Source organism: Microbacterium neimengense, assembly GCF_054782995.1.
The window spans coordinates 265,939-291,383 of the sequence record NZ_BAAGRK010000015.1; the positions used below are offsets into that span (position 1 = coordinate 265,939).

General features: G+C 68.5%; 23 protein-coding genes, 1 tRNA gene and 1 other RNA gene. 15 read left to right on the forward strand and 10 right to left on the reverse strand.

Annotation, left to right across the window (positions count from 1 at the left end):
* Position 1: 1 nt before the first annotated feature.
* A complete protein-coding gene (aceE, locus tag ACYVJS_RS11835; protein WP_460740125.1) occupies positions 2 to 2,728 on the reverse strand; it encodes a pyruvate dehydrogenase (acetyl-transferring), homodimeric type in 2,727 nt (908 codons plus the stop codon).
* Between the two features lie 169 nt (positions 2,729 to 2,897).
* Here aceE and ACYVJS_RS11840 point away from each other — a divergent pair.
* Positions 2,898 to 2,970 (forward strand) — tRNA-Val (locus ACYVJS_RS11840).
* 180 nt (positions 2,971 to 3,150) lie between these two features.
* Positions 3,151 to 3,894: a hypothetical protein gene (locus ACYVJS_RS11845; protein WP_460740126.1), complete on the forward strand. Its 744-nt coding sequence runs from the start codon at positions 3,151 to 3,153 to the stop codon at positions 3,892 to 3,894.
* A gap of 91 nt (positions 3,895 to 3,985) precedes the next feature.
* Here ACYVJS_RS11845 and ACYVJS_RS11850 read toward each other — a convergent pair whose 3' ends face one another.
* On the reverse strand, positions 3,986 to 4,762 hold the full coding sequence (locus ACYVJS_RS11850; RefSeq protein ID WP_460740127.1) for a helix-turn-helix transcriptional regulator: 777 nt from the start codon (positions 4,760 to 4,762) through the stop codon (positions 3,986 to 3,988).
* 48 nt (positions 4,763 to 4,810) lie between these two features.
* On the opposite strand from ACYVJS_RS11850, the gene ACYVJS_RS11855 reads away from it, so the two are divergent.
* The gene (locus ACYVJS_RS11855; protein WP_460740128.1) at positions 4,811 to 5,251 is read left to right on the forward strand and encodes a DUF2000 family protein; all 441 of its coding nucleotides are present in this window, start codon (positions 4,811 to 4,813) and stop codon (positions 5,249 to 5,251) included.
* Between the two features lie 11 nt (positions 5,252 to 5,262).
* Here the strand turns inward: ACYVJS_RS11855 and ACYVJS_RS11860 are convergent, their stop codons facing one another.
* The 5 genes from ACYVJS_RS11860 to ACYVJS_RS11880 form a co-directional block, all read right to left on the reverse strand.
* Entirely contained in the window at positions 5,263 to 5,949 is a 687-nt protein-coding gene (locus ACYVJS_RS11860; RefSeq protein ID WP_460740129.1) for a hypothetical protein, read from the reverse strand.
* 80 nt (positions 5,950 to 6,029) lie between these two features.
* Positions 6,030 to 6,551 (reverse strand): hypothetical protein, encoded by a 522-nt coding sequence (locus ACYVJS_RS11865; protein ID WP_460740130.1) that lies wholly within the window; start codon positions 6,549 to 6,551, stop codon positions 6,030 to 6,032.
* 238 nt (positions 6,552 to 6,789) lie between these two features.
* Positions 6,790 to 7,608, reverse strand: a complete 819-nt coding sequence (locus tag ACYVJS_RS11870) for an ABC transporter permease (protein ID WP_460740131.1) — start codon at positions 7,606 to 7,608, stop codon at positions 6,790 to 6,792.
* 28 nt (positions 7,609 to 7,636) lie between these two features.
* On the reverse strand, positions 7,637 to 8,641 hold the full coding sequence (locus ACYVJS_RS11875; protein ID WP_460740132.1) for an aliphatic sulfonate ABC transporter substrate-binding protein: 1,005 nt from the start codon (positions 8,639 to 8,641) through the stop codon (positions 7,637 to 7,639).
* Positions 8,642 to 8,688: 47 nt separating this feature from the next.
* The gene (locus ACYVJS_RS11880; RefSeq protein ID WP_460740133.1) at positions 8,689 to 9,495 is read right to left on the reverse strand and encodes an ABC transporter ATP-binding protein; all 807 of its coding nucleotides are present in this window, start codon (positions 9,493 to 9,495) and stop codon (positions 8,689 to 8,691) included.
* A gap of 142 nt (positions 9,496 to 9,637) precedes the next feature.
* Here ACYVJS_RS11880 and ACYVJS_RS11885 point away from each other — a divergent pair, with 142 nt between their 5' ends.
* From ACYVJS_RS11885 to rnpB, 3 genes are all read left to right on the forward strand, one after another.
* Positions 9,638 to 10,369 (forward strand): zinc ribbon domain-containing protein, encoded by a 732-nt coding sequence (locus ACYVJS_RS11885; RefSeq protein ID WP_460740134.1) that lies wholly within the window; start codon positions 9,638 to 9,640, stop codon positions 10,367 to 10,369.
* Positions 10,370 to 10,388: 19 nt separating this feature from the next.
* Entirely contained in the window at positions 10,389 to 12,050 is a 1,662-nt protein-coding gene (locus tag ACYVJS_RS11890) for a bifunctional 3'-5' exonuclease/DNA polymerase (protein ID WP_460740135.1), read from the forward strand.
* A gap of 14 nt (positions 12,051 to 12,064) precedes the next feature.
* Positions 12,065 to 12,425: RNase P RNA component class A (gene rnpB / locus ACYVJS_RS11895), an RNA gene on the forward strand.
* Between the two features lie 16 nt (positions 12,426 to 12,441).
* Here rnpB and ACYVJS_RS11900 read toward each other — a convergent pair.
* Both ACYVJS_RS11900 and ppgK read right to left on the reverse strand, forming a co-directional pair.
* Complete coding sequence (locus ACYVJS_RS11900) at positions 12,442 to 12,855, reverse strand: DUF6966 domain-containing protein (RefSeq protein WP_460740136.1); 414 nt, start codon at positions 12,853 to 12,855, stop codon at positions 12,442 to 12,444.
* Positions 12,852 to 13,649, reverse strand: a complete 798-nt coding sequence (gene ppgK, locus ACYVJS_RS11905) for a polyphosphate--glucose phosphotransferase (protein ID WP_344230791.1) — start codon at positions 13,647 to 13,649, stop codon at positions 12,852 to 12,854. Before ppgK ends, ACYVJS_RS11900 begins: the two co-directional genes overlap by 4 nt.
* A gap of 68 nt (positions 13,650 to 13,717) precedes the next feature.
* Here ppgK and ACYVJS_RS11910 point away from each other — a divergent pair, with 68 nt between their 5' ends.
* The 9 genes from ACYVJS_RS11910 to ACYVJS_RS11950 all read left to right on the forward strand — a co-directional run bounded on the left by ACYVJS_RS11910 (position 13,718) and on the right by ACYVJS_RS11950 (position 23,853).
* Positions 13,718 to 13,903 (forward strand): SPOR domain-containing protein, encoded by a 186-nt coding sequence (locus ACYVJS_RS11910; RefSeq protein WP_460740137.1) that lies wholly within the window; start codon positions 13,718 to 13,720, stop codon positions 13,901 to 13,903.
* Positions 13,904 to 13,964: 61 nt separating this feature from the next.
* Positions 13,965 to 15,302, forward strand: a complete 1,338-nt coding sequence (locus ACYVJS_RS11915) for a glutamine synthetase family protein (protein ID WP_320434502.1) — start codon at positions 13,965 to 13,967, stop codon at positions 15,300 to 15,302.
* A 7-nt stretch (positions 15,303 to 15,309) separates the two neighbouring features.
* On the forward strand, positions 15,310 to 18,309 hold the full coding sequence (locus ACYVJS_RS11920; protein ID WP_460740138.1) for a bifunctional [glutamine synthetase] adenylyltransferase/[glutamine synthetase]-adenylyl-L-tyrosine phosphorylase: 3,000 nt from the start codon (positions 15,310 to 15,312) through the stop codon (positions 18,307 to 18,309).
* 48 nt (positions 18,310 to 18,357) lie between these two features.
* Positions 18,358 to 18,975: a hypothetical protein gene (locus ACYVJS_RS11925; protein WP_460740139.1), complete on the forward strand. Its 618-nt coding sequence runs from the start codon at positions 18,358 to 18,360 to the stop codon at positions 18,973 to 18,975.
* A 105-nt stretch (positions 18,976 to 19,080) separates the two neighbouring features.
* Positions 19,081 to 19,677 (forward strand): copper resistance CopC family protein, encoded by a 597-nt coding sequence (locus ACYVJS_RS11930; RefSeq protein WP_460740140.1) that lies wholly within the window; start codon positions 19,081 to 19,083, stop codon positions 19,675 to 19,677.
* 34 nt (positions 19,678 to 19,711) lie between these two features.
* Positions 19,712 to 20,254, forward strand: a complete 543-nt coding sequence (locus ACYVJS_RS11935) for a copper chaperone PCu(A)C (RefSeq protein ID WP_460740141.1) — start codon at positions 19,712 to 19,714, stop codon at positions 20,252 to 20,254.
* On the forward strand, positions 20,254 to 21,480 hold the full coding sequence (locus tag ACYVJS_RS11940; protein ID WP_460740142.1) for a Dyp-type peroxidase: 1,227 nt from the start codon (positions 20,254 to 20,256) through the stop codon (positions 21,478 to 21,480). Before ACYVJS_RS11935 ends, ACYVJS_RS11940 begins: the two co-directional genes overlap by 1 nt.
* 11 nt (positions 21,481 to 21,491) lie before the next feature.
* On the forward strand, positions 21,492 to 22,910 hold the full coding sequence (locus ACYVJS_RS11945; protein WP_460740143.1) for a PepSY-associated TM helix domain-containing protein: 1,419 nt from the start codon (positions 21,492 to 21,494) through the stop codon (positions 22,908 to 22,910).
* Between the two features lie 166 nt (positions 22,911 to 23,076).
* Positions 23,077 to 23,853, forward strand: a complete 777-nt coding sequence (locus ACYVJS_RS11950; RefSeq protein ID WP_460740144.1) for a DUF4190 domain-containing protein — start codon at positions 23,077 to 23,079, stop codon at positions 23,851 to 23,853.
* A 71-nt stretch (positions 23,854 to 23,924) separates the two neighbouring features.
* Here the strand turns inward: ACYVJS_RS11950 and glnA are convergent, their stop codons facing one another.
* Complete coding sequence (gene glnA / locus ACYVJS_RS11955) at positions 23,925 to 25,349, reverse strand: type I glutamate--ammonia ligase (RefSeq protein WP_243227950.1); 1,425 nt, start codon at positions 25,347 to 25,349, stop codon at positions 23,925 to 23,927.
* Between the last annotated feature and the right edge of the window lie 96 nt (positions 25,350 to 25,445).

Genomic DNA, 25,445 nt, shown 5'->3' on the forward strand with positions numbered 1-25,445 from the left:
CTCAGCTCTCGCCGCCGGCGTTGCCGGAGGTTCCGGCGTTCACGTCGTGCAGACGGTACTTCTCGATCGCCTGGCCGATGACGGAGCGGTCGAGACGCCCCTCATCCACCAGGCCCTGCAGAGTGCGCACGACGATCGAAGGACCGTCGATCTTGAAGAAGCGACGCGCGGCCGCGCGGGTGTCCGAGAACCCGAAGCCGTCGGCGCCCAGAGTCAGGTAGCGACCCGGGACCCACTGGCGGATCTGGTCCTGCACGGCGTGCATGAAGTCGCTGACGCCCACGACCGGACCCTGCGCGTCGCGCAGCTTCTCGGTCAGGTACGCGGTGCGCGGCTCCGCATCCGGGTGGAGGAAGTTGTGCTCCTCGGCGGCGAGGCCGTCGTTGCGCAGCTCGGACCAGGAGGTGACCGACCACACGTCGGCGCTCACACCCCAGTCCTCGCTCAGCAGCTTCTGCGCCTCGAGCGCCCACGGCACACCCACGCCGGAGGCGAGGATCTGCGCGCGGTGTCCGTCGCCGGAGCCCTCCGAGATGCGGTGGATGCCGCGCACGATGCCGTCCACGTCGACACCCTCCGGCTCGGCGGGCTGCACGATCGGCTCGTTGTAGACCGTGATGTAGTACATGACGTTCGGGTCGGGGTGGTTGCCGCCGTACATGCGGTCGATGCCCGAGCGCACGATGTGGGCGATCTCGTACCCGTAGGCCGGGTCGTAGGAGACGGTTGCCGGGTTCGTCGATGCGAGCAGATGCGAGTGACCGTCGGCATGCTGCAGTCCCTCACCGGTCAGCGTCGTGCGCCCGGCGGTGGCGCCGATGATGAAGCCGCGGCCCATCTGGTCGCCAACGGCCCACTGGGCGTCGCCGGTGCGCTGGAAGCCGAACATCGAATAGAAGATGTAGACCGGGATGAGCGGCTGACCGTGCGTCGCATACGCGGTGCTCGTCGCGGTGAACGCCGCCATGGCGCCGGCCTCGTTGATGCCGACGTGCATGATCTGGCCCTGCGGGCTCTCCTTGTACGCCAGGAGCAGCTCGCGGTCGACCGAGGTGTAGTTCTGGCCGTTCGGGTTGTAGATCTTCGCGGTCGGGAAGTACGCGTCCATACCGAACGTGCGGGCCTCATCCGGGATGATCGGGACGATCCGCTCGCCGAATCCCTTGACGCGCAGGAGGTCCTTCAGAAGTCGGACGAAGGCCATGGTCGTCGCGATCTCCTGCGTGCCCGAACCCTTCTTGGGCAGGGCATACGCCTTGTCGTCCGGGAGCTCGAGGCCGACGTGCGTGGTGCGGCGCTCGGGCAGGAAGCCGCCGAGCTGGCGACGGCGCTCCACCATGTACCGAATCGTCTCGTCCTGTGCTCCGGGGTTGTAGTACGGAGGCTGGTACGGGTTCTCCTCGAGTTGCGCGTCGGACACGGGGATGTGCATCGCGTCGCGGAAGTGCTTCAGGTCGTCGAGGGTCATCTTCTTCATCTGGTGGGTCGCGTTGCGACCCTCGAAGTGCGGCCCCAGGCCGTAGCCCTTGATGGTGTGCGCGAGGATGACGGTCGGCTGGCCCTTGTGCTCGACGGCCGCCTTGAACGCCGCGTAGACCTTGCGGTAGTCGTGGCCGCCGCGCTTGAGGTTCCAGATCTGATCGTCCGTGTAGTCCTTGACCAGTGCTGCGGCGCGCTCGTCGCGACCGAAGAAGTTCTCGCGGATGTACGCGCCGTTCTCGGCCTTGTACGTCTGGAAGTCGCCGTCGGGGGTGACATTCATGAGGTTGAGCAGAGCGCCCTGGTCGTCGTTGGCGAGGAGCGAATCCCACTCGCGGCCCCAGATGACCTTGATGACGTTCCAGCCCGCACCGCGGAAGAAGCTCTCCAGCTCCTGGATGATCTTGCCGTTACCGCGGACGGGGCCGTCGAGGCGCTGCAGGTTGCAGTTGACGACGAAGGTCAGGTTGTCGAGACCCTCGTTCGCGGCGACCTGGAGCTGACCGCGGCTCTCGACCTCATCCATCTCGCCGTCGCCGAGGAACGCCCAGACATGCGAGTCGGACAGATCCTTCATGCCGCGGTTGGTGAGGTACTTGTTCGTCATCGCCTGGTAGATGGCGTTGATCGGCCCGAGGCCCATTGAGACGGTCGGGAACTGCCAGTACTCGGGCAGCAGGCGCGGGTGCGGGTACGAGGGAAGACCGAGCGGTGCTGCCGACTTCTCCTGGCGGAACCCGTCCAGCTGCTGCTCGCTCAGGCGTCCCTCGAGGAAGGAGCGTGCGTACATGCCGGGGGAGGCGTGGCCCTGGAAGAAGACCTGGTCGCCGCCGTGGGGGTCGTCGAGTCCGCGGAAGAAGTGGTTGAAGCCGACCTCGTAGAGCGCGGCCGAGGAGGCGTACGTCGAGATGTGACCGCCGACGCCGATACCCGGGCGCTGCGCGCGGTGCACGGTCATCGCCGCGTTCCAGCGGATCCATGCGCGGTAGCGGCGTTCGATCTCCTCGTCGCCGGGGAAGTCGGGCTCGTTCTCGGGGGCGATCGTGTTGATGTAGTCGGTGGTGGGAACCATCGGCACACCGAGGTGAAGCTCACGCGAGTCCTGGAGCAGGCTCAGCATGATCTCGCGACCGCGCCCGCGGCCCTTCGCCTGGACGAGCTGCTCCAGCGACTCGCGCCATTCCGCGGTCTCTTCCGGATCGCTGTCGAGGGGGCCCTGCGAGTACGGATCCTGTTGGTTGACAGTCACGAGACGCCTTTCATCACACGGCAGGTCTTGCCGGAAGGAACCATCGGGTTGGTGCGAGCCTTGTCGGCAGTGGACAAATGCACCATCGTCCAGCTTAGCGAGTGTGTAGACGCCCACGGGTGACATCGCGGCACGGGCCGCCCACGCTGCCGCCTAGACTGTTCGAGAAGGGCCTTTAGCTCAGCTGGTAGAGCGCCACGTTTACACCGTGGATGTCGTCGGTTCGATCCCGGCAGGGCCCACCGAGCGAGGGGCCCCGCGCGTCGCGAAGGCGACGTGTGGGGTAGCAAGGGGGAGGCCCACCGAGCGAGGGGCCCCGCGCGTCGGGAAGGCGATATCGCATCTCTCCACATCCTGACAGCGGCGTGATCCGCGGGCGTCGATGCTGGCACTATCGAGGCACAGTGAGAAGGGGGATCACGATGCCGTACGAGCGTGCGAGCGGCGGCGCGACAAGGCCCCGACGTGGGCACCTCGCTCTGGCGGGGGCCGTGCTGTCGCTCGCCATGACGATCACCGCGTGTTCATCGCCCGAGGTGGCACCCGTCGGGCCGGCAGATCTCTCGACGGCGGCGATCCCCGGGGTGGTCGAAACGTTCTTCGGTTATCTCACCGCTGGCGAATCGGGCGCTGCGGTCCGGATGACGGATCTCCCTTTCGACGAATTGGCGACGGACGCGCCGTTCATCGACGACGCCGCGTATCAATCCCTCTCGGACAGGCCGATGCTCAGGGAAGTCGGCGAGCCGCAGGTGTCTGACGACGGCAATCGCGCCGATGTCGACGTGACGTATTCGGTCGGCGAGAGCGAGCGCACGGAGAGCCTTGAGCTCGAGTTCGTGAAGGCGGCGAACGGCGTCCCCGACCACTGGGTGTTCCTCGTCGACACGACGCGTGCGGGATTCGACGCGGCCGATGCCTCCCTGTTGCCCGAAGGCACCCGCTACAGCGTGAACGGCGTCGATGTGACAGCAGCCTTCTCGAACCTCGCCGGTGCGTCGCCGCGCGTGATGGCCTTCGCGGGCACCTACCCGATCGAGGTCGCGGTCGCCGGGGAGGAACCGGCGACGGTCACGGTCACGATCGATGTCGACACTCTGTTCGGCGCGAGCGGGGCCGACGGGAAGTTCCGCGATCTGGCGTCCCAGCTCGGTATGACCCGCTGATTCCGGCCGGCTCGGCGGGCCGTTGGCAGACATCACGGAGCCTCTCGCGGATCAGGTCCACGTTCCGCCTGGGCTGGGGCACGTCTACCGGTCAGGCCGCGAAGGCGGCCGGGGTGGTGCCGAGCGTGCGGCGGAAGTGGCGGGTGAGATGCGCCTGATCGTGGAAGCCGCTGCGGGCCGCTGTGTCCGCCGGAGACACGCCGGCGAGCAGGAGACGCCGCGCACGGTCGATGCGGCGGCCGATGACGTATCGGTGCGGAGGAATGCCGTACGCGCCGGAGAAGACGCGCACGAGGTGGCTGGGGTGCGTGCCGAGCAGACGGGCCGCCTCGTCGATGGTGAACGCGTCTGTGAGGCGGTCGTCAAGAAGGGACCGCAGTCGACGAGCGAGCGGCGCATCAGCGCGTGTCACGATCTCGGTGCCCAGCTGCCGCTGGATCAGATCGCCGAGACGCAGCACCGTGCCTTCCGCGACGAGCGCGTCGCCGGGCGTGCGGAGCGAATGATGGATCTGTTCGAGCACGGCGCGCAGATGGGTCCCGGTGAGTGATGGGCGACGCGCAGACGACCCGATCAGCCCCGCGGGCAGCCAGGACTCCTCGAGGTAGAGCACGCGTTTGCGAAAGGCCGCCCCGCGGGTCTCGGACCGACCGTCGTGCGGGATGTGTGGTGGCAGGATCGTCACGCTCGACGCGTCCGCATGTTGACGTCGACCGTCCAGGTCGTAGACGACCGCACCCGTGTCGATCGACAGCACGGTCCAGGCGTTGTGCGTGTGCGCGGGATAGGCGTGCTCGGCGAACGTCGCGTGCAGGACCTCTTGGACGAGCGGCACGCCGGGACGCCACGCCCTCACCCGCTCCGTCATGCAAGAAACGTACAAGACCCGCCACCGTCGCGGCGCGACGATGAACCGGTGACTTCCGACGACTCCGCATCCATTCTTGTCCGCTTCGATACGAAGGTCGTCGTCGTGCTGCGCGAGGACCTCCTCGCGTGGCAGGAGCTGAACGTCACGGCCTTCCTGATGTCGGGTGTCGCGACGAGCGAACCCGGGCTGACCGGCGAGCCGTATCGAGACGGCGACGGGGTCGAGTACTTACCGATGCTCCGTCAACCTGTGGTGGTGATGTCCGCGGATGCGGCGACGTTGGCGGCGGTGAGGGAACGCGCGTCGCGGCGCGAGGTGCCGCTTGCGATCTACACAGCCGAGCTGTTCGCGTCCGGGCACGACGCGGCGAATCGTGCGGCGGTGGCCGCGGTGCCCACCGCCCAGCTCGACCTGGTCGGCGTCGCCATGCGTGGGCCGAAGAACGTCGTGGACCGCATCGTGAAGGGTGCGCGCATGCACGCCTGAAGTCCAGCGGCTCAGCAGCCGGGGCCTCGCGGATTCTGTGCGCAGGTCTTGTCTACGAGTGCGGTGCGTGCCTCGAGGACGCGTAGCGTCTGCGGCGCGGCGTTCGCTGTGACCGTTCCATTGACGACCCGCGTCGTGATGCCGAAATCGACCACAGCGGCGTAGTCCACGCTCACGGTGATGATGTACTCCCCGGGCGAGCCGTAGGTGTGGCTCGTCGGGGTCGGCGTGAATTGAGCCTGTCCGAGGGTGGTCCACGCGGCGCCGCCCGTCGACGACGTGCCGATCGTGCCGTCGCCGTAGTCGAATCGGAATCCGACCGGAGCGAAGCGCACCGTCACAGGGCGATTGAACAGTGTTCCCGGGACCGTGTGCTCGGATGCTCCCGCGATGACGTTCGTAGGCAGCCCCGCAACGCCGAGACCTGCCGGTTCCGCGGCGAAGGACGGTCGCTGCGGAGTGAATGCCACGAGGTCGGCCACGGTGACAGCGGGAATCTCCTCCGTCGGCTCATCTTGCGGAATGTGCTCGTAGAGGAGGTCCAGGCCGTACGGGTTCTTTGGCTCCGCAGGGGTTGCCCCACCGCCGTCGGTACCGCCCGTGGGAATCCACTCCGATCCGCCGCCAGTTCCCGGCTGGGTCTGCGACCCCTCCACGATGACCGAGGTGCCGTCTGTGCTGGCGCATCCGCCCAGCACTGACGGGGCTCCGGCGCATCCTGGATTCGACGTCGTTAGGAGCAAGCCCATGAGGAGCGAGGTCGCACTGAAGGTCGCACTTACGAGCATCGGCCAGCAATCTCACTAGGACGTATCTCAAGAAGCCTTGCGATCGCGAGGTCGACATCCACCGCGACCGACTGAATATCGGGACGGGACTCAGGGACGATTGAGGATCCATTTGAGTCACGAACGTCCACTTCAGAGACATCGAGACAAACGGCGATCGTCGCGACGTTGTCGCTCCTGCTTAACAGCTCAGCATTGGAGTAAGTGATCTTCCCCGAGATCATGCTGCCCTCAGCGTGCAGTTGCGAATAGCTTTCGCGTTCCGATGCGTTGAGTTCTCCAGCGGTCAGCTCGTACACCGGCTCGAAGGTGGCGGGATCGCTGAGGTCGACCTGATTCAGCGCATCGATGTACGCGCGGTAGGTCGCCTCTGCGGCGGCGAAGGCTTCAGCCTCAGAGGCGAAGCCCGTCGGGGTGGGGGTCGGTTCGGGCGAGGGCGTCGTGCAGCCGGACACGCTCAACGTGACGAACAGGCCGATCATGGCCGCAATCGAGACGTGACGCCGGGACATGTCGCCACGGTAGCGGCGGCCACCGAGTTCCGGCGGGGCTTATCCACAGCCGACTGGCTGCCTGCATCCGGCCGCCGTGGCTGCCGCCTGCGTCCCTCCCCGTCGGAGATTCGCGCCGATGTCGGAGGCTTCGGGTGGAAACCTCCGACGGAACGCAGAATCTCCGACGGGCGCGCGACGGATGCGCACCGCGCCGGCGGGCGCGCATCCCGCGGTGCGGCGAAGAGGGGAGGAGAGGTCAGCCCCAGCGGCGGACAGCCCACTTCTGCAAGACCGCGAGCAGGGAGTCGGTGAGTTTGCCGATGACCGCGAGCAGGATGATGGCGAGCACGATCTGATCGACACGGCCGTTGTTCTGGCCGCGCAGGAGCAGGAACCCGAGTCCCATGGATGCGCCGAGAAGCTCGGCCGCGACGAGGAAGAGCCATGCCTGCACGAGAGCGAGGCGCAGCCCGGAGAAGAGGGCGGGCAGAACCGCGGGCAGCTGCACCGTGAAGAACAGGCGCAGGCCGGTGTAGCCGAACGAGCGACCCATCTCGACCAGCTGCGCGTCGACGTGACGCAGCGCGAGCGAGACCGTCGTGAAGACCGGGAAGAACGCGCCGATGGCGATCAGGATGATCTTCGACTGTTCGCCCACCAAGAACCACACGATGAGCAACGGCACCCAGGCGAGGCTCGGCACGGCGCGGATGGCGCCGAGCGTGGGGGAGAGCAACGTATCCCAGAAGCGGGATAGCCCCACGAGCCCACCGAGCGAAACACCAAGCAAGGCACCGACGCTGAATCCGATGATCACGCGCTGCAGTGAGATGGCGATGAACTGCCACAACTCGCCGCGCTGGGCGAGATCCACGCCCGCGGCGATGACCGCCTCGGGGCTCGGAAGCTTGTATGCCGGCACGATGGGCGCCGCCGGGTTCGTGAGCAGGAACCACAGCGCGACGAGGACGACCGGCACCACCCACCCCAGAAGGGCGCGCACGCTGCGGCGCGACAGCGGTCCGGATGCGGATGCGGTCTGCGACGTGCGCGTAGGGGTGCCGGTCGTGCTCATCGTGGTGAGGTCCTCTCGGATGCGGGCGTCAGCCCTTGGCCTTCTCGGCGAACTCCGGCGCGAAGAGCGTGTCGAGGGCCTTGTCGACGTCGCCCTGCGAGGTCACGTCGCCCAGCGAGACCTGGATCGCGCCGATCGGGGCGAGCACGGTCGCCAGCGCGGAGCCGGGCACCGGATCGACATCGAGGCCCTCGCGCTCGTCGATGACCTTCTGAGCGACGGCGAGATCGATCGAGGCGGCATCGGCGAGGATCTGCGCCGTCTTCTCGGGGTTCTCCAGCGCCCACGCACGCGCACGCTCGTACGCGTCGACGACGACCTGCACGATCTCGGGGTGATCCTTGATGATCGACTCGGTGGCGTTCAGCACGCTGTACGAGTTGAAATCGAGGTTGCGGTAGAGCAGCTTCGCGCCGCTGGCCTCCGCGGACGCCATGATCGGGTCGAGGCCGGCCCATGCCTGCACGGATCCACCCTGGAGCGCAGCCCAGCCGTCGGCGTGGATGAGGTTCTGCACGGTGACGTCGTCGATCGACAGGCCCTCCGCCTCCAGAGCCTGCACGAGGAAGAAGTACGGGTCGGTGCCGAGAGCCGCGGCGACCGACTTGCCCTTCAGATCTGCCACCGAGGCGATGTCGGAGTCGGCGGGCACCACGAGCGCGGACCACTCGGGCTGTGCGACGACATCCACGATCTGCTGGGGCACATCGTTGGATCGGGCGAGGAGCGCGGCGGAGCCCGCCGTCGAACCGAAGTCGATGGCACCGGCACGCAGGGCCTCGTTGGCCTTCGACGAGCCCAGCGACTGCACCCACTCGACGTTGTAGCCGTCGGCCTCGAGCCAGCCCTGATCCTTGATGATGAGGCTGAGCGGGTTGTAGGTCGCCCAGTCGAGCTTGATGGTGACGTCGGATGCGGCGGCGTCGCTGCCCGCGGCAGCGGGAGCATCCTCACCGGCGACGCAGCCCGAAAGGGCGACGGCGGCGACGGCGAAGCCGGCGAAGGCACCGAGGAAACGGCGTGAGCGGGACATGAGAGCCTCTCGATTGCTGTGGAAAGGAAGGGTGCGGAGGGAAGGCGTCAGTGCGCGTGGCGATCGATACCCAGTGCGCCGAGCAGATCGGCCCGGAGCTCGGCGAGTTCGGCTGAGCCGCGGTCGCGCGGGCGGGTTCCGGGAACCGTCACCAGGCGCTGGATGCGAGCACCCGCCGAATCCGGCTCGACTCCGAGCACGATCACCCGATCGGCGACCTGCAGGGCCTCATCGACGTCGTGCGTGACCAGAAGCGTCGTCGTGGGCGCTTCGTCGAGGATCGAGAGCAGGAGATCCTGCATCTTGAGCCTCGTCAGCGCATCGAGAGCGCCGAACGGTTCGTCGAGCAGGAGGACGCCGGGGCGCCGCGCGAGCGCGCGGGCGAGCGAGGTGCGCTGCGCCATCCCGCCGGAGATCTCGCGGGGACGGTGGTTCGCGAAGGCAGTGAGTCCGATGAGCTCGAGCAGGGATCCGATCCGCTGAGAGCGCTCGTCGCGGGAGAGGCCGGGACCGAGCCCGAGGGCGATGTTCTCCGAGACCGATCTCCACGGCAGTAGCCGCGGCTCCTGGAAGCCGATCGCGACGCGGGCGTCGTGCGCAGCGACAGGCCGCCCGTCGATCGATACCGATCCTTCGCTCGCGCGATCAAGGCCGCCCGCGATGCGCAGCAGCGTCGACTTTCCCGAGCCGGAGGCGCCGAGAATGGCAACCAGCTCGCCCGGCTCGACCGTCAGGTCGATCCCGTCGAGCACGACGTGCGCGCCGAAGGTGCGCCCCAGGCCTTCGAACTGCAGTCGGGATGCGGGCGCAGCCGCATCCGGGTGGACGCGGCTCGTGGCGACGGCGGTGCTCATGACGGGCTCCTCGGGGCGGGCGGGGGTCGAGTCCCGAAACTAACGACCCTCGCGGGCCGGAGCACACCGGCCGACACGGGAGGTAACACGTCGTCACCGTCCCGCCGCCGCGGTGCCCGGTGCGCTGGCGTAGGTTGGAGGGGTGAACGCCGCCCACGCTGACCAGTTGCGCCTGTTGGACATCGCCGACATCGACGCCCGCCGTGCGCAGGCCGATCACGCCCGAAGAAATCCGCCGCAGGCCGCGCGGATCGGCGAACTCGTGAAGGCCAAGCAGCAGCTCGCTCAGGAGCTCGCCGCGCGCCAGAACATCGTCGACGACGTCACCGTGGAGCTGCGACGTGTGGAGGGCGATGTGGCACTGGTCGTCGCGCGACGTCAGCGCGATGAGGAATTGCTGCAGAAGACGGCGAGCGCCAAGGATGCCGTCGGTCTCGAGCGCGAGCTCGCGTCCCTCACCCGTCGTCAGGACGAGCTCGAAGAGGCGCAGCTTGAGCTCATGGAGCGCCTGGAAGCCGCGGAAGCGGCCGTCGCCGAGCAGCAGCAGCTCGTGGCCGCGAACAACGACGAGGGATCGCGCCTCTCGGCGGAGGCGAAAGAGACGGTCGAAGCCGCGTCGGCGCTCGAGCAGCAGCTCGGCCGCGATCGCGCTGCCGTCGCCGGTTCCGTTCCGGAGCAGCTCCTCGCACTGTACGAGAAGCTGGCGACCCGCTCGGCGGGGGCGGCACTGTTCCAGGCCCGTACCTGCGGCGGCTGCCACATGATGCTCTCCGGCACCGACCTCGCGGCTCTGAGGCAGGTCGCAGACGACGTTGTGGCGACATGCCCGGAGTGCGGCTGCATCCTCGTGCGCACCGCCGAGTCGGGGTTGTGAGCCGCCGCGGTCGGATGAGATGACCGGCCGCGAAAGTGCGCCGTCGCCTGCGTGGCGCATCGTCGCTGCGGACGGCGTCCGCGAGATGTGCGACGGTGCGGACGACGCGCCCGCACCGACCCGCTGGGTATGGGCCGACACCGGTGTGAGCTACCCCGCCATGCTCGCGGTGGGGGAGCGCGTGGCGAGGGCGTGGGATGTGCGGCTGGCACGCCGCATCCTGCGCCACAGTCCGCTGAGCGCTGCGAGTGTGCCGTGGACCGCAAGTGACCGGTGGGATCTCGCCGCGACCGCGCCCGACGGCGGTGAGACCCTGTTCGCGTTCGACGAGGTGCCCGCCTTCGGGCTCGACGAGGTCGAGGCCGAGTGGCGCGCCCAGCGGGGGGTCATCGCGGCGTCCCGCGATCCGGGGCGATTGACGCTGCTCATCAACGCGGAGTCCGCCGGCGCCCTGGTCGCCGCAGAGATGCACGCAGCAGGGCTGCCCTGGCATCGCGCGACACATGAGCGGATTCTCGTCGACACGCTCGGCCGTCGCCCCGTGGCGGGCGGTGCGCCCGACCGGATGCGCGAAGTGGGTGAACGAGTACGCGCCGCACTCGGTGACGCCTCGCTGTCGCTGGACTCTCCGCCGCGGGTGCTGCGCGCGCTGCATCGGGCCGGATTGACGGTGGGCTCGACGAGCAAGTGGGAGCTCGCTCACCTCGAGCATCCGGTGGTGGAGCCGCTTCTGGAGTACAAGAAGCTCGCGAGGCTCTACACGGCGAATGGCTGGGCGTGGCTGGACGAGTGGGTACGCGATGACCGCTTTCGGCCCGTGTACGTGCCGGCAGGCGTCGTGACCGGTCGATGGGCATCGAGCGGCGGGGGAGCGCTGCAGATTCCCCGTCAGCTGCGTCCGGCCGTGCGCCCCGATCCGGGCTGGGTCATCGTGGATGCAGATGTCGCGCAGCTCGAGCCGCGCGTGCTCGCGGCGATGTCGCGCGACACGCGGATGGCGGAGGGTGCGCGAGGACGGGATCTCTACGAGGGAATCGTGGCGACCGGCGCCGTCGCGACCCGCGAGGAGGCGAAGTACGCGGTTCTCGGGGCGATGTACGGTGCGACGACCGGTGACAGTGGACGCCTCGTACCGCGTCTGCGGAAGACCTTCCCGACCGCGATGGCGCTCGTCGACGATGCGGCGGTCGCCGGTGAGGACGGCCGCGGGGTGGCCACGTGGCTCGGACGCGGCACGCCCGACGCGGAGGCGCCGTGGCTTGCGCTGCAGTCGCGCGCCAGCGAGGCGGATGCGGAACAGGGAGTGCGCGAGGGCGCGCTGCGCGCTGCTCGCGAACGCGGCCGCTTCACGAGGAACTTCGTCGTGCAGGGCACAGCGGCGGAGTGGGCGTTGTGCTGGTTGGCGGAGATCCGGCGGCGTCTGGATGCGTTGCCAACGACATCAGGGGCTCCCGCATCCGCATCCGCACCTACGTTCGCGGACCGTGCCCATCTCGTGTTCTTCCTCCATGACGAGGTCATGGTGCACGCGCCGGAGGAGTTGGCGGATGCGGCCGCGCAGGCCGTGGCCGAGGCCGCCCACGCGGCAGGGCGCCTGCTGTTCGGCACCTTCCCGATCGACTTCCCGCTCGATATCGAGGTCATCCGCCGCGAGCCGGAGGATGCGGCCGACCCCCGGTAGACTCGGAGCGCGAATGGGTCGGCTGGACGGTCGCGTCGCGGGCAACCGCGCCGAGGAACGTCCGGGCTCCGTAGGGCAGGGCGGTGGGTAACACCCACCCGGAGCAATCCGCGAGACAGTGCCACAGAGAGCAGACCGCCCGGGTTTCGGCCCGGGTAAGGGTGAAAGGGTGGTGTAAGAGACCACCGGGGTCGTGGTGACACGACCCGCAAGGTAAACCTCGTCCGGAGCAAGGCCAGACAGGGGATGATGACGCGGCTCGCCGAGTCCCCGGGTAGGCCGCTGGAGCGGCACGGCAACGTGTCGCCGAGAGAGATGACCGTCCACGGGGCGAAAGCCCCCGGACAGAACCCGGCGTACAGGCCGGCCCATTCGCACCCGTCCCGGGTCGTCACACCGCCTGCGATTCGACGTAGATCCGGTCGCGGAGCTCGTCGAGTCGTCGGTTCACGGTGGCGACCTGATCGTCGGTGACGGCGTGGCCGTTGGCCGGGTGAATGACGAGGTCGTTGAAGCTGCCCATCCCGCCGAAGACGCCGCGCACGTCGCTCGGATCGCCGCCCGCGGCGATGCGGTCCGCCGCGCGTGACGCCCACTGGGCCCAGAACGTCTCGCCGACCGAGGCGAGCAGAGCGTGCAGATCTCGCAGCGACTGTTCCAACGGTGTATCGCCCATGCCGTCTCCTTCGAACCCGGTGCGTTTCGTCTCGCCTTCGGCTCGCTCAACGAGCGGGTGGGTTCGCATCCGGTCGTTGAGCGAGCGCAGCGAGTCGAAACGCGCCCCGCTCAGCGAAGACCCGGTCACTGACCGGTGACGGTCTCCTCCAGGTCCGGCTCGACGCCCAGCGAGAGCGCCGCGGCTCCGATGATGCCGGCGTTGTTGCGGTGCACAGCGGGGACGATCGGCGTGCGGAGCTCGAGCAGGTGCAGGAACTTGTCCGCGTGCTTGGACACGCCGCCACCGACGATGAACAGGTCGGGGCTGAACAGGAACTCGACGTGCGAGTAGTACCACTGCAGGCGTTCGGCCCACGCCTCCCAGCTCAGTTCGTCGCGCTCCATTGCAGAGTAGGCGGCGTACGCCTCGGCGTCCTTGCCGTGCTTCGCGCGCTGGAGGTGGCCGAGCTCGCTGTTGGGGATGAGGACGTTGTTGTAGATGACGGCCGAGCCGATGCCCGTACCGAGGGTCGTGAGGATCGTGAGCCCGTCGACGCCCTTCGCGGCGCCGAAACGCATCTCGGCGACGCCGGCCACATCGGCGTCGTTGGCGAAGTGGATGTCGCGGCCGAGGCCCTCCTCGAAGAACTCCTCGGCGGGGAAGTCGATCCACTTGTCCGAGACGTTCGCAGCCGAGAGCGTGCGACCGTTCTTCACGATCGCCGGGAAGGCGACGCCGAGCGGGTAGTCGGAGTCCGCGACCTCGAGCGTGTCGAGCACGCTGCGCACCGCATCCAGAACGTCCTTCGGTTCTGCGCCCGAAGGTGTGGACACCTTGATCCGGTCGCTGATCAGCTCGCCCTTCTCGAGGTCGACGATTCCACCCTTGATGCCGGTTCCGCCGATGTCGATACCCACCGCGCGAGACTTCTCTGCTGCCATGAGTTCAGCCTATCCAGCACACGGGTCACGATCAGTAGGATCGTCTCGAGAGCGATGAGGAGTCTGCCGTGAGCGAAGACAGCGAGAAGTATTGGTACAACCTCACCACCGGCGAGGTGGAGCGAGGTTTCGAGTCCCCGGCGATCGACCGCGCCGGCCCGTTCGACACCGCCGAAGAAGCGGAGAACGCCCCCGAACTGATCAAGCAGCGCTCCGCGCAGTGGGCGGCTGACGACGCCCGCGAAGACGACTGACGCGCCGCTCGGAGCGCACCCCCACCACGTGATCGGGCCCCGCGGGGCCGGGAGGAACAGCATGGACAAGCAGCGCGATTTCGTACTGCGCACGATCGAAGAGCGCGGCGTCAAGTTCATCCGGCTCTGGTTCACCGATGTGATCGGAACGCTGAAGTCGGTGGCGATCGCCCCCGCAGAGGTCGAGGGTGCCTTCACCGAGGGACTCGGCTTCGACGGTTCCGCGATCGAGGGCCTCACGCGCACCTTCGAATCCGACCTGCTCGCTCATCCGGATCCCACGACGTTCCAGATCCTCCCGTGGCGCGGTGAGATCGACCCGACCGCGCGCATGTTCTGCGACATCACGACCCCCGACGGGCAGCCCGCGGTCGCCGATCCGCGCCACGTCCTCAAGCGCACGCTCGCGAAGGCCTCGGACGCCGGATTCACCTTCTACACGCATCCCGAGATCGAGTTCTACCTGCTCAAGTCCTCGACCTACGGTCCGGGCGGGCCCGAGCCGGTCGACTCCGCCGGTTACTTCGACAACGTGCCCGGGGGAACCGCCCACGACTTCCGTCGCCGCTCGGTACGGATGCTGGAAGACCTCGGCATCTCGGTCGAGTTCAGCCACCACGAGGGCGGTCCGGGTCAGAACGAGATCGATCTGCGCTACGCCGACGCGCTGGCCACCGCCGACAACATCATGACGTTCCGCACGGTCATCAAGGAGGTGGCGATCGAGCAGGGCGTCTACGCGACGTTCATGCCGAAGCCGCTCAGCGGGCAGCCCGGTAGTGGCATGCACACGCACATGTCGCTGTTCGAGGGGGACCACAACGCCTTCTACGAAGAGGGCGCGCAGTACCAGCTCTCCAAGGTCGGCCGTCAGTTCATCGCCGGCCTGCTGCGTCACGCCAACGAGATCTCGGCGGTGACGAACCAGTTCGTGAACTCCTACAAGCGCCTGTGGGGCGGCGACGAGGCGCCCAGCTTCATCAGCTGGGGCCACAACAACCGCTCTGCCCTCGTACGCGTGCCGCTGTACAAGCCCAACAAGGGCGGTTCGTCGCGGGTGGAGTACCGCGCCCTCGACTCGGCCGCCAACCCGTACCTCGCGTACGCCCTCATGCTCGCCGCGGGTCTCAAGGGCATCGAGGAGGGCTACGAGCTGCCGCCCGAGGCCGAGGACAACGTGTGGTCGCTGACCGATTCCGAGCGCCGCGCGCTCGGATACGCGCCGCTGCCGGCGAGCCTCGACCAGGCGCTGCAGTACATGGAGGAGTCCGAGCTCGTCGCCGAGACCCTGGGCGAGACCGTCTTCACCTATGTGCTCGCCAACAAGCGCCGCGAGTGGGCGGGCTACCGTTCGCAGGTGACGCCCTTCGAGCTGCAGAGCAACCTCGAGATGCTCTGAGCCGGCGATGGCCGGCACGGAGCGCTCCTCGAGCAGAACGGACCTCGTCCGGCTCGGACTCGGTGACCTCGAAGCGGCCGAGCAGGCGTTCGACGAGCTCGTCGAGCTGCTGACTCTGAGTCGCGCAGAGGTCATCACCGACCTCGGCCTTGCCGCCGACCCCGACGGCGCGCTGCGCAGCGCGAGCAGGATCGCACGACGAAACCCGGACGCGGTCACGGCGACGCTGCGCGATCCGCACGCGCGCCGGGTGTTCTGGCTGCTGCTGGGCGCGTCGGACGGCTTCGGCGAGTTCTACCTGCGGCACCCGGAGGAGCTCGCAGACCTCGCGACGGCGGGAGAGATCCTTCCACGGGCGGATGAGATGCAGCGGGAGCTGCAGGAGTCGGTCGGCGCCCAGGACGGCTTCGCCGCATCCGGGGACGAATCCGCCTGGGTCGCGCTGCGCGTTCGTTACCGTCGACTGCTGGCCCGCATCGCGGCATTCGATCTGCGGGCGTCGGATGCGATCGATGTGCTCCCCGAGGTCGCTGCGGCACTCGCGGATGCGGCAGGCGCCGCCCTCGAGGCGTCGCTCAGCGTCGCCCGCGCGCGCATCTCGCAGGGCCGACCGGGAGGGCTGTTTCCTCGGGATCAGGTCGCGGCCACGCGCCTTGCGATCATCGGCATGGGAAAGACCGGCGCCCGTGAGCTGAACTACGTCAGCGACGTCGACGTCATCTTCGTCTGCGGTGCCGCCGAGGGCGCCGAGGAGGAGTGGGGTGCGAGTCGCCTCATCGACATCGCGACGCGCCTCGCCGTGCAGACGATGCAGGGAATCTCGGGGATCGAGGTCGAACCGCCGTTGTGGGAGGTCGATGCGAACCTGCGCCCGGAGGGCAAGCAGGGGGCGCTGGTACGCACACTCGAGTCCCACCTCTCGTACTACGACCGTTGGGCGGGCAGCTGGGAGTTCCAGGCGCTGTTGAAGGCGAGGCCGCTCGCCGGCGACTTGGCACTCGGACGCGACTACGTCGCCGCTGTGCAGCCGAAGGTGTGGACGAGCGCGGCGCGCGAGAACTTCGTCGACAGCGTGCAGCGGATGCGGGAGCGCGTCACGGATCACATCCCCGCGCACGAGGTGCCGCTGCAGATCAAGCTCGGGCCGGGCGGTATCCGCGACATCGAGTTCACCGTTCAGTTGCTCCAGCTCGTGCATGGGCTCACCGACGACCGCATCCGCCAGCGCGGCACGCTGGACGCGTTGGATGCACTCGTCGCAGAGGGGTACATCGGACGCGCCGAAGCCGCTGCCTTCGCCCGCGACTATCGGTTCCTGCGTGTGCTCGAGCATCGGCTGCAGTTGCGCGGGCTCCGCCGCACGCACCTCATGCCGGAGAAGGACGATGACCGCCGTGTGCTCGCGCGCGCCAGCGGCGTCGCCGATAGTGCCGCCGCCGTCACGGCGGAGTGGGAACGGGTCAAGCGGGAGGTGCGCGACATCCACGTGCGCCTGTTCTACCGGCCGCTCCTCTCCGCCGTTGCAGCGCTCCCGGAAGGCGAGCGCACCCTGTCCGCCGCTCAGGCGCACGATCGTCTGGCAGCGATCGGTTTCCAGGACCCCGCAGGTGCGCTCCGACACATCGCGGCGCTGACGAGCGGTATCAGCCGCAAGGCGACGATTCAGCGGCATCTCATGCCGATCATGATCCGGTGGTTCGCCGACGGGGTCGACCCCGACTACGGTCTGCTCGCCTTCCGTCGCATCAGCGAGCGGCTGGGGGACACCCCGTGGTTCCTGCGACTGCTGCGCGACTCGTCGGCCGCGGCTGAGAGCCTCACCCGCGTGCTGTCCGGCTCGCGCTACATCGGCGAGCTGATGGAGTGGATCCCAGAAGCGGCGGCCTGGCTGGACGACCCCGAGTTGCTGCGCCCGCGCAGCGGTGTCGCACTGCAGACCGAGGCCCGCGCGATCCAGACACGGCACGACAGTCTGGATGACGCGATGCCGTTCGTGCGCGCCCTCCGACGTCGCGAGCTGCTGCGCACCGCAATGGCCGCCGTTCTGGGTGTGCTCACGATCGAAGAGCTCGCCGATTCGCTCAGCACGATCACCGAGGTCACGATCCAGGCGACGCTCCGGGCCGTGCGCCGTGAGGTCGTCCCGCCGGAAGACGACGCCCTCGACTTCTCGGTCATCGCTATGGGGCGCTTCGGCGGCCGGGAGCTGGGCTTCGGCTCGGATGCGGACGTGCTGTACGTGTACCGGCCGAACGGCATCGACCCGGAACGCGCGCACGCACTGTCGCTCAAGCTCGTCCAGGGGCTGCGCACGCACTCCGAAGACCACCGCCTTCCGCTCGATCTCGACGCAGACCTCCGCCCCGAGGGGCGCAACGGCCCGCTGGTGCGGTCGCTGGACTCGTACGCGGAGTACTACGGCCGCTGGTCGCTGTCGTGGGAGGCGCAGGCGCTCCTGCGCGCGCGGGGCGTCGCGGGCAGTGTGAAGCTCATCGACGCGTTCACGGAACTCGCCGACAAGGTGAGGTATCCCGAGCGTGCCGATCCGCAGGGTGTGCGCGAGATCAAGCGCATCAAGGCGCGCGTCGAGAGCGAGCGGCTTCCGCAGGGCGTCGACCCCTCGCGTCACCTCAAGCTCGGACCCGGCGCCCTCAGCGATGTGGAGTGGCTCGTGCAGCTGCTGCAGTTGCAGCACGCCCATGCCGTGCCGGCGCTGCGCACGACCTCGACGACGGATGCGCTGCGCACCGCCGGAGAGGCGGGGCTGCTGCCGGAGAGCGCGGTTCCCCGCCTCCACGAGGCCTGGCGTCTCGCCAGTCGCCTGCGTTCGGCGAATACTCTGCTGTCGGCGCAGACGAGTGACGTCCTCCCTGCGGACCGCCGGCGCTTGGACGGCATCGGTCGTCTGTTGGAGTATCCGCCTCGCTCCGCCTCCCGCGTCGAGGAGGACTGGATGCGGGTGGCCCGGCTCTCACGTCGCGTGTTCGAGAAGCAGTTCTACGGGTGAGCGGCGGCGCGGGTCGAGCGACGCGTCGAGGGCTGCGACAATAGGGTCGTGCGTCGCTCCCGTCTTCCCCGCCTGCTGCGCGGGGCGACGTCTGCGGCCGTGGCGACCTTCGTTGCGTTGCTCTCGCATGTGAGCGCAGGCGGGGCCGTGCCGGGCTTGCTCGGCATCGTGATCCCCTTCGTCCTCTCGCTCGCCGTCTGCACGGTCCTCGCGGGCAAACGCCTCTCGGTATGGCGCCTGTCGGTGGCTGTCGTGCTCAGTCAGGCTCTGTTTCACACCCTCTTCGTCGTGGGCTCGTTCGCTCTGCCTGGCGTGGGGCAAGAACATCACGCGATGCACGGCATGGGTGACGCGATGCCATCGGCGAGCGTCGGTATGGCCGATGCGCTGCACGCCGATCCGGCGATGTGGCTCGGCCACGCGATCGCCGCGGTCGTGACGATCCTCGCGCTGCATCGCGGTGAACGCTGCGTGCGTGCACTGATCGAGCTGACCCGCACTCTGATCGGGCGCCTCCGCATCCGCTTGGCGCTCGTCGTCGCGGACGTCGACGTCGACGCTCCGCGCTTCCCGTCTGTCGCCTGCGCACGGCAGTGTCCGCCCCGTCAGAGACTCTTCCTTCGAGACATCGCCCGCCGCGGCCCGCCGCGACTGCACCCGGTCTGATCACGCTGTCACGACGCGCTCGCGTCGTGTGCTGCGCTTCCGCCTGTCGTTCCAGGCGTCCCGTGTGGTGCGGCGCGTCCGCGCGCCGCTGTCGAAAGGTGTCCCATGTCCCTGTCGCGACGTATCGTCGCGGGGATCGTGGTGGCGTTCGCCGCAGTCTTGGCGGTGGCCGCTCCCGCGTCCGCTCACGATGAACTTCTCTCTTCCACGCCCGAGACCGGGCAACGACTCACCGAGGCTCCGACGCAGGTCACGTTGACCTTCTCCGCCGACGTGCTCGACACCGGTGCGGCGCTGATCGTCGCCGATGCCGAAGGGCACGACTGGGCGGCCACCGAGCCGGTGCTGGACGGCCCGACCGTCACCGTCGAGCTGCAGCCGGACATGCCGGCCGCAGGGTACGAGGTGCGGTGGCGCGTGGTGTCGTCGGACGGGCATCCGATCGCGGGCACCGTCCCGTTCACGATCGGCGATGGAACGCCTCTCGAGCACACGGCGCAGCCGACGGCACCGAGTGCCGACGGCCAGACAGCCCAGTCAGACGAGCCGACGGCCGATGAGGCCGGTCAGGAGAACGCCGGAGCGCTGCGTATCGCGTTCGTCGGCGTCGCCGGCGCCGGCATCGCCGTCGCGGTCTTCGCACTCATCCTCTTCCTTCGCCGCCGCTCTGACGCGCGCGGCTCGGACGACGCCGAGCACTGAGCTCGCTCGTCCCGCTTTTGAAAGGCACAACCCCGTGAACATTCCCACCACCCGTATCCGCTTCACCGCAGCTCTCGCTCTCACGGCACTCGCCCTTGCGGGCTGCGCCGCCCAGAGTCAGTCGACCTCGAGCTCCGTCGCCGCCGCTGAGGCGATCTCCGTCTCCGACGCCTGGGTCAAGTCCGCCGACTCCGGAATGTCGGCCGCGTTCGGCGAACTGAACAACGACGGCGACGCCGACGTCACGGTGACATCCGCGACGACGCCCGCATCGTCCGCGGTCGAGCTCCACGAGACCGTCGAGAACGAGTCGGGGCAGATGGTCATGCGTCAGATCGAGGGCGGCTTCGTGATCCCCGCGCATGGCAGCCTCACCCTCGCCCCCGGCGGCAACCACATCATGCTCATGGACCTGACCGCTCCGCTCGTCGCGGGCGACGACGTCACCCTCACCCTCACGTACTCGGACGGCACGAGCTCCCAGATCACCGCTCCGGTCAAGGACTACGCCGGGGCGAACGAGAACTACGAGGGCGGCGACATGGACATGAGCGGCGACAGCGGGATGAGTCACTGATGGCGCGGCGCGAATCCGACGACGCCTCCGTTCGATCTCGCGCCACCCGGCGACAGTTCCTCCTCGGGGGAGCTGTCGCCGGTGTGGGCGCGGCGGCCGCGATCGCCTTCGATACCGCCCTTCAGACGTCGCCGTCGGCTCCCTCGTCCGTTGCGCCGCTCAACGGCGATGCCACCGTGCCGTATTACGGTGTGCATCAGGCCGGGATCGACACGGATGCGCAGTCGCACGCGGCCTTCCTCGCCCTGGACCTGAAACCTGAGGTCGACCGCGACGGCCTGCGGCGGTTCATGCGCACGCTGAGCGACGACGCCGCTCGGATGACGCAGGGGGAGCCGGCCCTCGCCGACTCCGAGCCCGAGCTCGCGCTGGCACCCGCCCGCCTCACCGTGACGTTCGCGTTCGGCCCGCGCTTCGTCGCGGTGGCGGGCGGGTCCGCTCCCGCGTGGCTGGCGCCTCTACCTGCTTTCGGGATCGACCGCCTGCAGCCGGAGTACTGCGATGGGGACCTGCTGATCCAGGTGGCATCGGACGATCCGGTGACCCTCGCCCACGCGTCGAGGATGCTGCTGAAGGATGCGCGCAGCTTCGCGACCGTCCGGTGGACGCAGAACGGGTTCCGCCGTGCACACGGCACGGTGAAACCCGGCACCACGATGCGCAATCTCTTCGGACAGGTCGACGGCACGGCCAACCCCGAACCCGGAACGGCCGACTTCGACGAGCTCGTATGGCATCAGCGCGGATGGCTGGCCGGCGGCACCGGGGTGGTCGTTCGTCGCATCGCAATGGACCTCGACAAATGGGACCGGCTCGATCGTCCCGGGCGCGACCAGTCCGTCGGGCGATTCCAATCGAACGGCGCGCCGCTGACGGGGACGAACGAGCACGACGAGCCGGACTTCGAGGCGAAGACACCCATCGGCTTCCCCGTCATCCCGGAGTTCTCGCACATGCGCCGTGCGCGCAGCGATGACCGCCGGGAGCGCATCTTCCGGCGCGGCTACAACTACGACGACACTCCCGCGGGTGGCGAGATCTCGCGCGCGGGCCTGGTGTTCGTCGCCTTCCAGGCGGATGTGGCGAGTCAGTTCGTTCCGCTGCAGCGGCGTCTCGACGAGCTCGACCTGCTGAACCAGTGGACGACACCCATCGGCTCTGCGGTGTTCGCGGCACCGCCTGGTTGCGCCGAGGGCGGGTTCATCGGCGAGACCCTGCTGTCGTGAGGAGCGAAACGGTGACCGATACACTCGTCCCTCCGCAGCAGGCCCGCCCGCGCTCGGCCCGTTCCCGCGGCGGCTGGTTCGGCTCGCTGCTGCTGCGTCTCCACTTCTACGCGGGGCTGTTCGTCGGCCCCTTCATCCTCGTCGCGGCGACGAGCGGGGCCCTGCACGCGACCGCCCCGACGCTCGATGAGCTCTTCTACGGGCATGAGCTTCATGCACCGGCGACTGCCACGTCGCTGTCGCTCGCGGAGCAGATCACCGCGGCGGAGTCGTATGCCGGCGAGAGGGCGGTCCTGACGGCCGTACGACCCGCTCCTGAGTCGGGCGATACGACCCGTGTCATGTTCGCCGGGGATGACCTCGGGGCCAGCGAATCGCGCGCCGTCTTCGTCGACCCCGGGACAGGGGAGATCCGCGGAGACCTCACCGCGTATGGCACAAGCGGCTCGCTCCCCGTGCGCACGTGGATCTCCAACCTCCACCGCAATCTGCACCTCGGTGAACCCGGACGCCTGTACAGCGAGCTGGCCGCATCCTGGCTCGCGATCATCGTGCTCGCGGGGGCGGCGCTGTGGATCCAGCGCATCCGCAAGGCGCGCGTCAAGCGGGAGCTCGTGGTGCCCGCCGTGCGACGAACCGGGTACCGGCGGCTGTTCAGCTGGCACGCATCCGTCGGTATCTGGGTCCTTCTCGGCGCTCTCATGCTCTCGGCGACGGGCATCACATGGTCGACCTACGCCGGCGCGAACGTCTCCGCGGCGCGTGCGGCGGTCGGCGGTGCCACGCCGGTGCTGCAGACGGATCTCTCGGGTGCGCAGGAGGCGCCGGACGACCACACTGCGCACCACGGTGGGGCAGCGCCGATGCCGACGGGGGAGGCGAATCCCGCGACGTTCGACGCCGTGCTCGCGATCGCGCGCCGGATCAACGTCAACACGGGCGAAGTCGAGATCAAGCCTCCCGCCGCGCCTGGGCAGGCGTGGACGGTGACCGAGATCAAGCGCTCTTTCCCGACGGCGGCGGATGCGGTCGCAATCGACGGTGCGACGATGCAGATGGTCTCGCGCGTGGACTTCGCCGATTTCCCGTTGCTGGCCAAACTCGCCCGCTGGGGCATCGACCTGCATATGGGAGTGCTGTTCGGGTGGGTGAACCAGCTGGCGCTTCTGTTCATCGCCATCGGCATCGGAACGCTCGTGGTGCTCGGCTACGCGATGTGGTGGAAGCGGCGACCGACGCGCGGCGGAAGGCAGATGGGCTCTGCGCCAGCGCGTGGCGCGTTGCGCGCGGCTCCCTGGTGGGGCCTGCTCTTTGTCGTCGCGGCTGCGGGTGTGGTCGGTTGGTGGCTCCCGCTGGTCGGCTATCCGCTCGTCGCATTCGTGGTGGTCGACATGCTGTTCGGTTTGCGGGTGCGACGGCGAGCTCGCTGAGTCGACCGTCGGCGTCTCTGGTGGCCGTGGTGCGCGCCCACGGCCCCCAGAGAGACCTTCGTCCCCGTCTGTCTGCAAGGGCCGGTCGTCCCCGCATCCTCATCCGTATGCTGGACGGCAACCGCTGAGCGCGCTCGCGCGCCTCGGCGCGATGCACAGCGACACGATGAAGACCGGGGAAACGATGTCCGATCCGCAGCAGCCGTCCGAGCCGCACGTTCCGACGCCCGACGCCGTGGCCCAGCCCGGGCCCGTCGCGAGCGAGCAGCCGGGGGCGCCGCAGCCGGGCGATGCGCCGCAGCCGCCCGCCGCAGCGGTACCCCAACCGAGCTATCCGTCGTACGGTGCCCCGCCGCAGCCTTACGGCGTCCCGCCGCAGCAGGGCTACCCCGGATACGCGCAGGAACCGGGCTACCCGCCGGCCCCACAGGGGCACGGCCAGCCGTCGGCGCAGGAATACGCCCTGCCGCCGCAGCAGGGCTATCCCTCGGCGCAGGGATACGGTCAGCCGCCGCAGGCGCCCGGATGTCTGCAGCAGCCCGCCTACGCGCCGCATCCCGGCTACCAGCCTCCGCTCCCCGGACAGCAGCCGGCCGTCGCGTCGTCGACGGCGGGAGCAGCGCCGGTTGTCGCGGGCCCACGCACCAACAACCCCGCGTTGTGGTCGATGATCCTCGGCGCGATCTCCGCCGCATCCCTGCTCAGCCTGCTGATCCCCTTCTTCGGGTTCTTCATCGTGATCATGACGTTCCCGCTGAGCATCTGCTCCGTCGCACTCGGCTACGCGGGGCTCTCGAAGGCGAAGCGCTCGGGCGGTGTCGGTCGTACGAACGCGATCATCGGCATGATCCTCGGCCACATCGTGCTGCTGCTCGCGATCGCGGTCGGCATCTTCCTGCTGGTCGCGCTCGTTGCGGCCATGAGCAGCGGCTCGTTCGGCTGACCCGTACACACGAAGAACCGCCCCGGCATTCGCCGGGGCGGTTCTTCGTGTGGAGCGCGAGGCTCTCGGCGTCAGACGCCGAAGTAGAGCTCGTACTCGAAGGGGTGCGGGCGCTGAGCGATCGGCTGGATCTCGTTCTCGATCTTGTACTCGATCCAGGTCTCGATGAGCTCCTCGGTGAAGACGCCGCCCTGCAGCAGGAACTCGTGGTCGGCGCGCAGCGCCTCGAGCGAGTCGAGCAGCGAGTTCGGCACCTGCGGGATGCCCTTGGCCTCCTCGGGGGGAAGCTCGTAGAGGTCCTTGTCGACAGGCTCGTGCGGCTCGATGCGGTTCTTGATGCCGTCGAGGCCGGCCATGAGCTGCGCGGCGAAGGCGAGGTACGGGTTGCCCGAGGCGTCGGGTGCGCGGAACTCGATGCGCTTGGCCTTGGGGTTGGTTCCCGTGATCGGGATGCGGATGGCGGCCGAACGGTTACCGGCCGAGTAGACCAGGTTGACCGGAGCCTCGAAGCCCTTCACCAGGCGGTGGTAGCTGTTGAGCGTGGGGTTCGTGAACGCAAGGACGGCGGGCGCGTGCGCGAGGATGCCGCCGATGTACCAGCGGGCGATGTCGGACAGCCCGCCGTAGCCCTTCTCGTCGTAGAACAGCGGCTTGCCGTCGTTCCACAGCGACTGGTGCGTGTGCATGCCGGAGCCGTTGTCACCGAAGAGCGGCTTGGGCATGAAGGTCGCGACCTTGCCCCACTGCTCGGCGGTGTTCTTGACGATGTACTTGAACTTCAGGATGTCGTCGGCCGCGTGCACCATGGTGTCGAAGCGGTAGTTGATCTCCTGCTGTCCGCCCGTGCCCACCTCGTGGTGCGCGCGCTCGAGGATCAGGCCCGCCTCGATGAGACGCAGGCTGATGTCGTCGCGCAGGTCCGCCGTCTTGTCGACGGGGGAGACGGGGAAGTAGCCGCCCTTGTACGGGGTCTTGTTGGCAAGGTTGCCGCCCTCTTCGGTGCGGCCCGTGTTCCAGGCGCCCTCTTCGGAGTCGACCGAGTAGAAGCTCGAGTTCTGCTTCACCTCGTAGCGCACGTCGTCGAAGATGTAGAACTCGGCCTCGGGGGCGAAGAATGCGGTGTCGGCGATGCCGGTGGAGGCGAGGTACTTCTCTGCCTTCTTGGCGACCTGGCGGGGGTCCTTCGAGTAGATCTCGCCGTTGCGCGGGTTGTAGATGTCGAAGACCATGACGAGGGTCTTCGCCTCGCGGAACGGGTCGAGGTACGCGGTCGACACGTCGGGGATGAGCTGCATGTCCGATTCGTGGATGTTCGCGAACCCGCGGATCGACGAGCCGTCGAACAGCTGACCGACGGTGAAGAACTCCTCGTCGACGGTGGAGGCGGGGATGTTGAAGTGCTGCTGCACACCAGGGAGATCCGTGAAGCGGATGTCGAGGAACTTGACGTCCTCGTCCTTGATGAACTTCAGCACCTCGGATGAATCACTGAACATGGAGACTCCAGAGGTAGGGCATTTCGGGAAGTTCCGCCCGCCACGGCGGGCTGATCCGACGCTATCGATCGAGCGTTGCTCGCCAGTGTCCCATAT

Excerpts from the sequence above, each read along its gene's own strand:
- ACYVJS_RS11940 (WP_460740142.1), top strand. The coding sequence starts at position 20,254 with ATGGCGCGGCGCGAATCCGACGACGCCTCCGTTCGATCTCGCGCCACC.
- glnA (WP_243227950.1), bottom strand. The coding sequence starts at position 25,349 with ATGTTCAGTGATTCATCCGAGGTGCTGAAGTTCATCAAGGACGAGGAC.
- ACYVJS_RS11930 (WP_460740140.1), top strand. The coding sequence starts at position 19,081 with ATGTCCCTGTCGCGACGTATCGTCGCGGGGATCGTGGTGGCGTTCGCC.
- ACYVJS_RS11850 (WP_460740127.1), bottom strand. The coding sequence starts at position 4,762 with ATGACGGAGCGGGTGAGGGCGTGGCGTCCCGGCGTGCCGCTCGTCCAA.
- ACYVJS_RS11920 (WP_460740138.1), top strand. The coding sequence starts at position 15,310 with ATGGCCGGCACGGAGCGCTCCTCGAGCAGAACGGACCTCGTCCGGCTC.
- ACYVJS_RS11880 (WP_460740133.1), bottom strand. The coding sequence starts at position 9,495 with ATGAGCACCGCCGTCGCCACGAGCCGCGTCCACCCGGATGCGGCTGCG.
- ACYVJS_RS11865 (WP_460740130.1), bottom strand. The coding sequence starts at position 6,551 with ATGTCCCGGCGTCACGTCTCGATTGCGGCCATGATCGGCCTGTTCGTC.
- ACYVJS_RS11890 (WP_460740135.1), top strand. The coding sequence starts at position 10,389 with ATGACCGGCCGCGAAAGTGCGCCGTCGCCTGCGTGGCGCATCGTCGCT.
- ACYVJS_RS11845 (WP_460740126.1), top strand. The coding sequence starts at position 3,151 with ATGCCGTACGAGCGTGCGAGCGGCGGCGCGACAAGGCCCCGACGTGGG.
- ACYVJS_RS11875 (WP_460740132.1), bottom strand. The coding sequence starts at position 8,641 with ATGTCCCGCTCACGCCGTTTCCTCGGTGCCTTCGCCGGCTTCGCCGTC.
- ACYVJS_RS11870 (WP_460740131.1), bottom strand. The coding sequence starts at position 7,608 with ATGAGCACGACCGGCACCCCTACGCGCACGTCGCAGACCGCATCCGCA.
- ppgK (WP_344230791.1), bottom strand. The coding sequence starts at position 13,649 with ATGGCAGCAGAGAAGTCTCGCGCGGTGGGTATCGACATCGGCGGAACC.
- ACYVJS_RS11915 (WP_320434502.1), top strand. The coding sequence starts at position 13,965 with ATGGACAAGCAGCGCGATTTCGTACTGCGCACGATCGAAGAGCGCGGC.
- ACYVJS_RS11950 (WP_460740144.1), top strand. The coding sequence starts at position 23,077 with ATGAAGACCGGGGAAACGATGTCCGATCCGCAGCAGCCGTCCGAGCCG.